The organism is Methylobacterium mesophilicum (assembly GCF_036441335.1).
Taxonomy (GTDB): domain Bacteria; phylum Pseudomonadota; class Alphaproteobacteria; order Rhizobiales; family Beijerinckiaceae; genus Methylobacterium; species Methylobacterium mesophilicum_B.
In genome coordinates this window covers 127633-138067 of sequence record NZ_MLBW01000027.1, presented here as the reverse complement: position 1 = coordinate 138067, position 10435 = coordinate 127633, and the positions used below count along the sequence as shown (strand labels likewise).

Genomic DNA, 10435 nt, shown 5'->3' with positions numbered 1-10435 from the left:
CGGTGCGGCGGCGGCCGCCGCCTCCGCCAGCACGGCCGACACCGCCTCGAACGCCGCCGCCATCGCGTCCGACTCGGCCCGGAACGCCTCCGCCAACGCCATCGCGGCGAGCAAGGGCGGCGCCTCGTCGAGCGCGCCGGTCTCGGCCGCCAAGGAGACGATGGTGCCGCTCTCGGCCTTCGCGCGGATCGAGCCCGGCAGCGCCCCCGTGCAGGTGAGCCACCAGGGCCTGTTCGTGGCGACCACGATCTCGTTCAACCTCGCCCCGGGCAAGAGCCTGTCGGACGCCACCGACGCCATCGACCGGGCCATGGCGTCCCTGCAGCTGCCCGCCACGATCCACGGCGAGTATGCCGGCGCGGCCAAGAACTACGTCGCCTCGGCGTCGCGCCAGCCGCTGCTGATCCTGGCGGCGATCCTGGCGGTCTACGCGGTGCTGGGGATCCTGTACGAGAGCTTCGTGCACCCGCTGACGATCCTCTCGACCCTGCCCTCGGCCGGCGTCGGCGCGGTGCTGGCCCTGCTGGTGACCGGCACCGACTTCACCATCATCGCGCTGATCGCCGTGTTCCTGCTGATCGGCATCGTGAAGAAGAACGCGATCATGATGATCGACGTGGCGATCGACGCCGAGCGGACCCGGGCCGCGAATCCCGTGGACGCGATCCGCGAGGCCTGTCTCCTGCGCTTCCGGCCGATCATGATGACGACGCTGGCCGCCATGCTCGGCGCCGTGCCGCTGATCCTGGCCAACGGCGAGGGCGCGGAGCTGCGCCGCCCGCTGGGCATCGCCATCGTCGGCGGACTGATTGTGAGCCAGATCCTGACCCTCTACACCACCCCCGTCGTCTACCTCACCCTCGATCGCCTCCGGCACAGGGTGCTCAACCGGCGCCGGCGCGCCGGGCGGGGCGGAGAAGCGGCGCTGCCGGCCGGAGAGTGATGGTTAAGGTTTCACGTGAAACAGCGGCGGCTCCGGTCGGGTGTGAAGGTCTGTCCGACCCGCGGCCTCGTCCCGAGGCGCCCAGGGCAGAGGGCCTCGGAGGAGGATTCCAGGGATCGCGCGGCTGGCTGGAGCCGTCCCTCGCGGCCTCCGCCGCGCGCCGGCACCTCGGGATGAGGGCGCGGGCGGGCCTCAGGCCTGCGTGCGTCCGACCGTCGCGCCACGAACCCGCGGCGGCCGATCGTCGGCGTCGCACCCTGGCATCCCTGCTCCTCGCCGCCCCGCTCCTCGCCGGCTGCGTGGTCGGCCCCGACTACACCCGGCCCTCGGTGGAGACGCCGCTGGCCTACAAGCAGGGCGGTGTCCGGGAGGACAGCCCGGCCTACGTCGCGGCGCGGAAGAAGGGCTGGCGCGAGGCCCGGCCGAGCGACGCGGTCGAGCGCGGCGACTGGTGGCGGGTGTTCAAGGACCCGACCCTCGACCGCTTGATCCGCCTCGTCGACGTCGACAACCAGTCCCTCCGGCAGGCGGTGGCGAATTACCGGCAGGCCCGGGCGCTCGTCGCCTCGGCGCAGGCCGCCCTGTACCCGACGGTGATCGGCGCGCCGAGCATCACCCGGACCGGCAGCGGCACCACCACGCGCACCAACGTGGCGCTGCTGGGCCAGGCGAGCTGGGAGCTCGACCTGTTCGGCGGCACCCGCCGCACCATCGAGAGCGAGGCGGCCCTGGCGCAGTCCGACGCCGCCACGATCGCGCTGACCCGGCTGAGCATCCAGGCGGAGATCGCGGCCGATTACCTGACCGTGCGCTACGCCGACTCCCTCCAGAAGGTGCTCGACGAGAACGTCGAGAACTTCAAGAAGACCCTGGCGATCACCGAGAACCAGTACGCCGCCGGCGTGGCCGCGCGCTCCGACGTGATCACCGCCCAGACCCAGGTCCAGACCATCGAGGCCCAGGCCATCGCGGTGCGGCTGACCCGGGTTCAGTACGTCAACGCCATTGCCACGCTGATCGGGCGCCCGCCCTCGGAGGTGTCGATCCCGGTGGCCGGCATCCCGCGCAGCCCGCCGGGCGTTCCGGTGGGCATCCCCGGCGACCTGCTGGAGCGGCGGCCGGACGTGGCCCAGGCCGAGCGCCTCGTGCAGGCGCAGAGCGAGCGCATCGGCGTGGCGGTGGCGGCCTTCTTCCCGACCGTGACGATCTCGGCCCAGGGCGGCATCTCGGGGGCGACCCGCAACGGTCTGCTCTCGGCGACCAACCAGGTCTGGTCGGTGGCGGCCTCCGGCAGCGAGGTGCTGTTCGACGGCGGCGCCCGCACGGCGGCCCTGCGCTCCGCCGAGGCCGGCTACGATTCGGCGGTGGCCAATTACCGTCAGGTGGTGCTCGCCGCCTTCGCGGAGGTCGAGAACCAGATGGCGGCCGTGCGCATCCTCGGCCAGCAGCAGCGGGCCCAGGACACCGCGGTCGACCTGTCGCGCAAGGCGGTGGAGATCACCCTCAACGAGTACCGGGCCGGTACCCAGAACTTCACCACGGTGGTGACCGCCCAGAACCTGCTCGTGAACAACGAGGTCAACGCCCTCCAGGTGCGGCTGAGCCGCTTCACCGCGGCGGTCACGCTGATCCGGGCGCTCGGCGGCGGCTGGGACGTGCGCGCCCTGCCGAGCGATTCCGAGCTGAAGGGTCCGAGCCTGCCGATCGACCGGGGCGGCCAGGCGGTCCGCCCCGACGAGTAGCGGCCTCCGAGCCGAGCACCCCACCGGCGCGCACCGTCCGGCCCGCGCCCGCATCCCGAGGCGCGGACGGGGTGCGGGCCTCCGCCGGGGCGCGGGGCCGTCAGGCCACCACCGCGTGCCCCCCGCAGGGCTGGACCTCGACGGTGACGTGGCTGAGGCCCTTCATCCCGGCGAGCCGCGCCTTGTAGTGCGCCGGCGGCCGGGGATCGTCGCTGACGAGGGCGATGACGGCGGCCCGGTGACCCGGCCCGACCTGCCAGAGATGCAGGTCGCTGACCCGGTCGCCGCCGATCTCCAGGCGCTCCCGGATTTCCCGGGTGGCGGCGGGCGAGGGCCGCGCGTCGAGGAGCACGAGGCCGGACGTCCGCAGCAGGCTCCACGACCACGCCAGGATCACCGCGGTTCCGAGGAGGCCCATGGCCGGGTCGAGCCAGGCGAGGCCGAGGTAGCGCCCGCCGAGCAGTGCCACGATGGCCAGGACCGAGGTCAGCGTGTCGGCGAGGACGTGGACGTAGGCGGCCCGGAAGTTCGTGTCATGGCCGCCATGGCCGCCATGGCCGCCGTGGCCGCCGTGGCCCCCATGCGCGTGGCCGCCGTGATGGTGACCGTGGCCCGCGTGATCGTCGGGGTCGTCGTGCAGCAGCCAGACGCTCGCGAGGTTCACGGCGAGCCCCACGACGGCGATCGGGATCGCCTGACCGAAGCCGATCGCCACCGGGTGCAGCAGCCGGTCGAGGCTCTCGGCGCCGATCAGCAGGGCGATCAGGCCGAGCAGCAGCGCGCTGGCGAAGGCCGCGAGGTCGCCGAACTTGCCGGTGCCGAAGCTGAAGCGGGGATCGTCCGCGTGGCGCCGGGCGAAATGGTAGGCGAGCGCCGCGATGCCCAGCGCCGCCGCGTGGGTCGACATGTGCCAGCCGTCGGCGACCAGGGCCATCGAGCCGAGCCACGTGCCGCCGACGATCTCCACCACCATCGTGGCGGCCGTGAGCGCGACCACCGCCCAGGTCCGGCGGGCATGGCGATCGTGCCGGTCGCCCAGGAAGACGTGGCTGTGGGCCCAGGGCTCGAGGGAGTGGGTATGCATGCGGGGTTCCTTGATCCTAGACTCGGCGCAGCATAGCCCAGCGGGCACCGGAACGGGCCTCGCCGCGGCGGGTTGTCAGGCCGGTTTGCTGCGCCGCAGCCACACGGGAGTCAGGGATGGCCGAGCCGACGACAGCCCTCAAGGACACGGCCGCCTGCGGCACGCAGCCGGCGCCGCCCTGCACGCTGGTGATCTTCGGGGCCGGCGGCGACCTGACCAAGCGCCTGCTGATGCCCTCGCTCTACAACCTCGCCGGCGCCGGCCTGCTGTCCGAGGGCTTCTCGATCCTCGGCATCGATCACAATGACGGGACCGACGAGTCGCTCCGCGAGAATCTCACCCAGACCCTGGAGGCGTTCAGCAAGGACCCGACCTCGGAGTTCCACGCCGACCACATCGACCCGAAGAGCTGGGGCTTCATCCGGGACCGGCTCCACTACCTCAAGGGCGATTTCGAGAAGCCCGAAACCTACGCGGCCGTGAAGCAGCGGGTCACCGGCAGCGCGGTGTTCTACTGCGCGGTGGCGGCGCGCTTCTTCGGGACGATCGTGGACGGGCTCGGGCAGGCCGGCCTGCTCAAGCAGGAGGGCGACAGCTTCCGCCGCGTCGTCATCGAGAAGCCGTTCGGTTCCGATCTCGCCTCGGCGCGGGAGCTGAACGCCCGCATCCTCCGCCAGGGCGACGAGAGCCAGTTCTACCGGATCGACCACTTCCTGGGTAAGGAGACGGTGCAGTCGATCATGGCGTTCCGCTTCGCCAACGGCCTGCTGGAGCCGGTCTGGCGGCGGGAATACATCGACAGCATCCAGATCACGGCGGCCGAGACCGTGGGCGTCGAGGAGCGGGGCGGCTTCTACGAGCCGACCGGGGCGCTGCGCGACATGGTGCCGAACCACATGTTCCAGCTGCTCTGCATGGTCGCCATGGAGCCGCCGAACTCCTTCGACGCGGAGGCCGTCCGCACCGAGAAGGCCAAGCTCGCCGAGGCCGTCAAGCCGATCCCGCCCGAGGACGCGGTCCGCGGCCAGTACACGGCCGGGACCTCGGAGGGCCGCGCCGTGCCCGCCTACCGGGACGAGCCGCACGTGGCGAAGGACTCGGTCACCGAGACCTACATCGCCCTGAAGCTCAACATCGAGAACTGGCGCTGGGCCGGCGTGCCGTTCTACGTCCGCACCGGCAAGCGCATGACCGGGCGGCGCACCGAGATCGCGGTGCTGTTCAAGCCGGCGCCGTTCAAGATGTTCGAGGACACCCCCACGGCCGACCTCGCGCCCACCGTGATGCGGATCCAGATCGATCCCGATCACGGGGTCAGCACCGAGTTCAACGTCAAGGTGCCGGGGCCGCAGATGAAGATCGGCCGGGTGCGCTCCGGCTTCCGCTACAAGGACTTCTTCGCCGACCGGCCGAATGTCGGCTACGAGACGCTGCTCTACGATTGCATGACCGGCGACGCGACGCTGTTCCAGCGCGCCGACAACATCGAGGCCGGCTGGGCGGCGGTCGATCCCCTGCTCGAGGGCTGGCCGCAGGCGGAGGTGAATTTCTACCCCGCGGGCAGCGCCGGCCCGGCGGAGGCCGACACGCTGCTGGCCCGCGACGGCCGCCACTGGCTGGGACTGGACGGCGAGACCGACTGAGCGGCCTGACGATCCGTTCGCACGCGCGGGTCGTCGGTTCCGCGCCGCCCCTTCCCGGAGCCCCTTCCCGGAGCCCCTTCCCGGAGCCCCTTCCCGGAGCCGTGCGGCCGCCTGCGGTTCCCCGCGGCCCAGACGCCATCGCGCGTGCAGCGAAGCGATCCAGGGCAGCGCCACGGCGACGAGCGGCGCGCGACCCCGGGTCACCGCGCTGCGCCCGTGACGACGCGGTCGGGCTCTGCCAGACCGGTCGTGGCAGACGGATCGACCCGGTTGGTCAGCGGATCGCCGGCTCGTCCGCGTCTCAGCCCGCCCGCCCGTAATCCCGCGCGTCCCGCGCCTGCCGGTGGAAGGTGAGCCGGCGGTCGAATTCCCGCGGGTCCTTCGGCTTCACCAGGGCGCCCGGGGGCACGTTCAGCCAGTCGACCAGCCGGGTGAGCATGAAGCGGAGCGCGGCGCCCCGGCACAGGATCGGCAGGGAATCGACCTCGGCGCTCTCCAGGGGCCGCACGGCCTCGTAGCCGGCGATCAGCGCGGCGGCCATGTCCCGGTGGAAGGTGCCGTCAGGGTCGAAGCACCAGGCGTTCAGGCAGACCGCGAGGTCGTACGCGAAGGCGTCCGTGCAGGCGAAGTAGAAGTCGATCAGGCCCGACAGGGCGTCGCCGATGAAGAAGACGTTGTCGGTGAACAGGTCCGCGTGGATGACGCCGCCCGGCAGATCCCGGGGCCAGTGCGCCTCCAGGACGGCGAGGTCCGACCGGGTGCGCGCCGTGAGGCCGGGCTCGACCGAATCGGCCTGGGCCTCGGCCTGGGCGAAGAGCGGGCGCCACGCGGACACCGAGAGGTTGTTGTCCCGCACCATCGGGAAGTCCCGGCCGGCGGCGTGCAGCTCCGCGAGCGCCCGGCCGAGTTCCCGGCAATGCTCGACGCCCGGTGCCTTGACCGAGACGCCCTCCAGGAAGCTCACGATGGCGGCGGGCCGGCCGCAGAGCCGGCCGAGGGCCTGGCCGGCCCGGTCGCGCACCGGCTGCGGGCAGGCGAGGCCGCGGGCCGAGAGGTGCTCCATCAGCCCGATGAAGAACGGCAGGTCCTGTTCCCGGACGCGCTTCTCGTAGAGCGTCAGGATGTAGGCGCCCTCGGTGGTGTGCAGGAAGAAGTTCGAGTTCTCGACCCCTTCGGCGATGCCCTTGAAGGAGAGCAGGCTGCCGATCGCGTAGGCGGACAGGAACTCGGCGAGCGCCGCGTCGGATACCTCGGTGTAGACGGCCACGTGTCTGCGCTCTGATGTCGGAAGTTCGATACGGCAAGGGGCGCCGAAGCGCCCCCGCATAAAGCCTGCCGCGCCCCGAGCCTGAAGGGTCGGCCGGCGCCGTCGGACCGGACCGCCTACTCGGCGGCCTCGCTGCGCAGCTCCCGCGGCAGCGGGAAGACCATGTCCTCGATCACCGTCGAGACCGTGTCGACGATCACGTCGTAGCGGGCCGCGAAAGCGTCGATGATCTCCTCGACCAGGACCTCGGGGGCCGAGGCGCCGGCCGTGAGGCCGAGCTTGCGGATCCCCTCGAAGGCCGGCCAGTCGATCTCCTCGGCGCGGAGCACGAGGCGGGTGATCGGGCAGCCGACGCGCTCGGCGACCTCGCGCAGGCGCTGCGAGTTCGACGAGTTCGAGGAGCCCACCACGATCAGGGCGTCGACCAGCGGCGCCACCTGCTTCACCGCCTCCTGGCGGTTGGTGGTGGCGTAGCAGATGTCGTCCTTGTGCGGCCCGGTGATGTTCGGGAACTTCTTCTTCAGGGCGTCGACGATGTGGCGGGTGTCGTCCACCGACAGGGTCGTCTGGGTGACCCAGGCGAGGTTGTCGGGATTGTCGGGCGTCAGGGCGGCGATCTGCTCGAGATCCTCCACGAGGGTGATCGAGCCCTTGGGCAATTGGCCCATCGTGCCCACCACCTCGGGATGGCCGGAATGGCCGACCAGCAGCACGTGGCGGCCGCGCTTGTGGTGGATCTCGGCCTCGCGGTGGACCTTGGTCACCAGCGGGCAGGTCGCGTCGATCGTGGTCAGCCCGCGCGAATCAGCGTTGGCCGGCACGGTCTTGGCCACGCCGTGGGCGGAGAAGATCACCGGGGCGCCGCCGTCCGGCACCTCGTCGAGCTCGCGGACGAACACGGCGCCCTTCCGCTTCAGGCTCTCCACGACGTACTTGTTGTGCACGATCTCGTGGCGGACGTAGACGGGCGGCCCGTAGATGGCGAGCGCCCGCTCCACGACGTCGATGGCCCGCACCACGCCGGCGCAGAAGCCGCGCGGGGCGCAGAGCAGGATCTCCAGCGGCGGCTTGCCGGCGGTGCCCGGGACGGGCTCGGGGGTCGCGATATCGGCGGTCATGCGGGGGATGTGGCGAGGGCGGGGCTGTCCTGTCAACAGGACTGGCCCAGGAACCGGGCGGGAAGAGGGAAGCGGGGCCGCTCCGTGGCCCGTCTGTAGCACGATTGCCGCGGGAATGGGACCCGCGCCACCCCTTCAGAGGCGGCGGATCCCCGTCACGGCGCCGAAGCTGTGCGCCGCGATGCGGGCGACCGCCTCGGCGAGCGGCTCCGCGGCGACCGCCATGTGGTGGCCGTTGGCGTGGATCAGCGTCTCGGGATCGGCCATCAGCCCGACATGGCCGCGCCAGAACACGAGGTCGCCCCGGCGCAGGCCCGCGCGGTCCGGGCGCGCGGGGTCGAAGGGCAGCGCCTGACCGAGGGCTTGCTCCTGCATGTCGGCGTCGCGCGGGCAGGGCAGCCCCGCCGCGTCGAGGCAGAGCTGGACGAGGCCGGAGCAGTCGAGCCCGAGGCTGGTGCGGCCGCCCCAGAGGTAGGGCGTCCCGGCGAGCCGCGCGGCCGTCGCCGCGTAGTCCGGCGCGCGGGCGTCGACGGGCGCGCAGTGGCGGGCGAACACGTAGCCGCCCGGCGTCTCCAGGTAGGCGCCGGTCTCCCCCGTCGCGGCGAGGCGGGCGCCGAGACTGAGATGGCCCAGGACCGGGCGTTTCAGGTCCGGCTCGGGATACAGGAAGGTGCGCAGGGCCGTGACGCGGTGCGTCGGCTCCGGATCGACCGGACCGAGGCTGTCGGCCGGCAGGTAGCCGACGTAGCCGTCGCGGACGAGCTGCACGAAGGCGAAGCCGTCCGCCGCGTCGTAGAGATCGACCGCGTCGCCGAGCAGCGCCTCGGTGTCGAGCCCGGCATCGGCGGCGGGCGCGCGGCGCAGCGCCTCGCGAAGCCCGCGATCTGATCAGGCGGCGAGCTCGGCGACCAGGCAGCAGGTCCGCGCCCTCGACCGCGCCGCGGCGTGCCGGCGACGTAGCGCGCCGCCGCGACGCGGTCCCGCAGGCGGAGATCGGCGACGTGCGGCCGGGCCGGGGTCAGCCGGGGATCGAGGCTCTCGGTCATGCGCGCACCCTACCATGCCGGCCTGAAGCGCGGGTAAGCGCGGGGCCGCCGACCTACGCCATCGGTGCGTCACCTCTGCGCCACTGTGACGCATAGGGGCGCCCGTCGCGACCGGGGCGGCCGGCATCTGCCCGCGGGATCGCCGGACGGCCCCGCCGATCGGGCACCGGGGGCCCGGGGCTGCACAACGCGGCGGCAGCCGGCCTCGAACCGGCATCACATCCGCGTCACCCGGACGCGAGACATGTGCGGGAGGCGCCCATCACACGTTTTTGATGCACTGCACAACCTGCCCGGAAGGCGCTATGTCTGGCGCATGAAGACCGCGAGTCGCCCCGTGAAGAAGACGCAGAAGAGCTTCGCCGACCTGCCGCCGATCCGCGTCCGCCGCGAGCCGCCGACCGTGAGCGAGGCGGTCGCCGCCGCGCAGGACCTCGCGGACGACGTCGAGCAGCAGGTCGAGATCGCCGCCGGCCTGATGGGCCTTCCGGCCGACGAGGTCCGCCCCCACGTCCTGGCGGCCAAGAAGGTCAAGCCGGAGCGCGCGCCCGAGCGGATCCTGACCCATGCGAGCCCGAGCCGGGCCCCGCGCACCGTGGTGGTGGAGCGCCGGACGCGCCCGACCGTGGTGATCGAGCGCCGCAGCCGGCCCCTCGACCCGCGCCGCTGACGGCCCGGGCCCGCCGCCGGAGGGCGCGCTGTCCGGATCACACGGCCGGATCGCCCGCGCTCAGTCGGCGGTCTGCACCGACCACGTGGCGTGGCGGATGCCGGGCATCCGGGCCAGCTCGTTGGTCACGGCGTCGAGTTCCTCCGCCTTGACCGCGCTGGCCGTGAGCGTCGCCACCACGTCGACCGCGCTCTCGCCGCGCTCCTCGATCTCGACGCTGCCGACCGGGTAGTTCGCCGCCTCCAGGCGCTCGACCAGCATGTCCTGGGCCGGCCCGGCCTCGCCGGGCGCCGTGGTGACCTGGACCTCGTAGGTCGCCTCGGTGGCGGATTCGCGGATCGGCGCGCGGTTGATGGCGTTCACCAGCGGCCGGAGCGCCGTGTTGCAGGCGAGCACCGTCACCATCACGAACACCGCCTCCAGGGGCAGGTCCGCGCCGCAGAAGGCCCCGACCGCGGCCGAGCACCACAGGGTCGCGGCCGTGTTGAGGCCGCGGACGTTCATCCCCTCCTTCATGATCACGCCGGCGCCGAGGAAGCCGATGCCGGAGATCACGTAGGCCACCGTGCGGACGCCCCCGTCCGGACCGGTCAGGCGCATGCCGAGATCCACGAAGGCGCTGGCCCCGACCGCGACCAGCACGGCCGTGCGCAGGCCCGCGGTGCGCTGCCGGTACTGCCGCTCGGCCCCGATGATCGTGCCCAGCACGAAGGCCACGAGCAGGCCGATGGCGGATTTCAGTTCTTCCGGGAGGGCGGCGTAGCTGGTCATCCACCGTCTCATGAAAGCGGGGAGGTGACGGAACCGTGACACCGTGGCCGCGTCCCGACCGGAAAGCGTGCCCGAAGCGGGATTGACGGCCGCACCGGGCAGCGGGCACACCGGCAAGAGCCTGAGGATCCCTTAAGAATTCGGGACCCGG

At 72.5% G+C, this 10435-nt stretch carries 8 protein-coding genes and 1 pseudogene; 4 read left to right on the top strand and 5 right to left on the bottom strand.

Annotation, left to right across the window (positions count from 1 at the left end):
* Positions 1-943: efflux RND transporter permease subunit (locus MMR14E_RS18155; protein ID WP_331316161.1), on the top strand; the 943-nt coding region annotated here is incomplete at its 5' end.
* A gap of 173 nt (positions 944-1116) precedes the next feature.
* A complete protein-coding gene (locus MMR14E_RS18150) occupies positions 1117-2685 on the top strand; it encodes an efflux transporter outer membrane subunit (protein WP_331316159.1) in 1569 nt (522 codons plus the stop codon).
* A gap of 100 nt (positions 2686-2785) precedes the next feature.
* Here the strand turns inward: MMR14E_RS18150 and dmeF are convergent, their stop codons facing one another.
* Positions 2786-3769, bottom strand: a complete 984-nt coding sequence (gene dmeF, locus MMR14E_RS18145; protein WP_331316157.1) for a CDF family Co(II)/Ni(II) efflux transporter DmeF — start codon at positions 3767-3769, stop codon at positions 2786-2788.
* A gap of 116 nt (positions 3770-3885) precedes the next feature.
* On the opposite strand from dmeF, the gene zwf reads away from it, so the two are divergent.
* Positions 3886-5412 carry a glucose-6-phosphate dehydrogenase gene (gene zwf / locus MMR14E_RS18140; RefSeq protein WP_331316155.1) on the top strand — a complete coding sequence of 509 codons (1527 nt, stop codon included), beginning with the start codon at positions 3886-3888 and terminating at the stop codon, positions 5410-5412.
* A gap of 301 nt (positions 5413-5713) precedes the next feature.
* Here the strand turns inward: zwf and MMR14E_RS18135 are convergent, their stop codons facing one another.
* From MMR14E_RS18135 to MMR14E_RS18125, 3 genes and pseudogenes are all read right to left on the bottom strand, one after another.
* On the bottom strand, positions 5714-6679 hold the full coding sequence (locus MMR14E_RS18135) for a homoserine kinase (protein WP_331316153.1): 966 nt from the start codon (positions 6677-6679) through the stop codon (positions 5714-5716).
* Between the two features lie 116 nt (positions 6680-6795).
* Positions 6796-7797 carry a 4-hydroxy-3-methylbut-2-enyl diphosphate reductase gene (gene ispH, locus MMR14E_RS18130; RefSeq protein ID WP_331316151.1) on the bottom strand — a complete coding sequence of 334 codons (1002 nt, stop codon included), beginning with the start codon at positions 7795-7797 and terminating at the stop codon, positions 6796-6798.
* Between the two features lie 135 nt (positions 7798-7932).
* A pseudogene (locus tag MMR14E_RS18125) lies at positions 7933-8843 on the bottom strand (C40 family peptidase).
* Between the two features lie 337 nt (positions 8844-9180).
* Here MMR14E_RS18125 and MMR14E_RS18120 point away from each other — a divergent pair.
* Positions 9181-9513, top strand: coding sequence for a hypothetical protein (locus MMR14E_RS18120; RefSeq protein ID WP_331316149.1), 333 nt, complete (start codon positions 9181-9183; stop codon positions 9511-9513).
* Between the two features lie 60 nt (positions 9514-9573).
* Here the strand turns inward: MMR14E_RS18120 and MMR14E_RS18115 are convergent, their stop codons facing one another.
* Positions 9574-10284, bottom strand: coding sequence for an MgtC/SapB family protein (locus MMR14E_RS18115; RefSeq protein ID WP_020094035.1), 711 nt, complete (start codon positions 10282-10284; stop codon positions 9574-9576).
* Between the last annotated feature and the right edge of the window lie 151 nt (positions 10285-10435).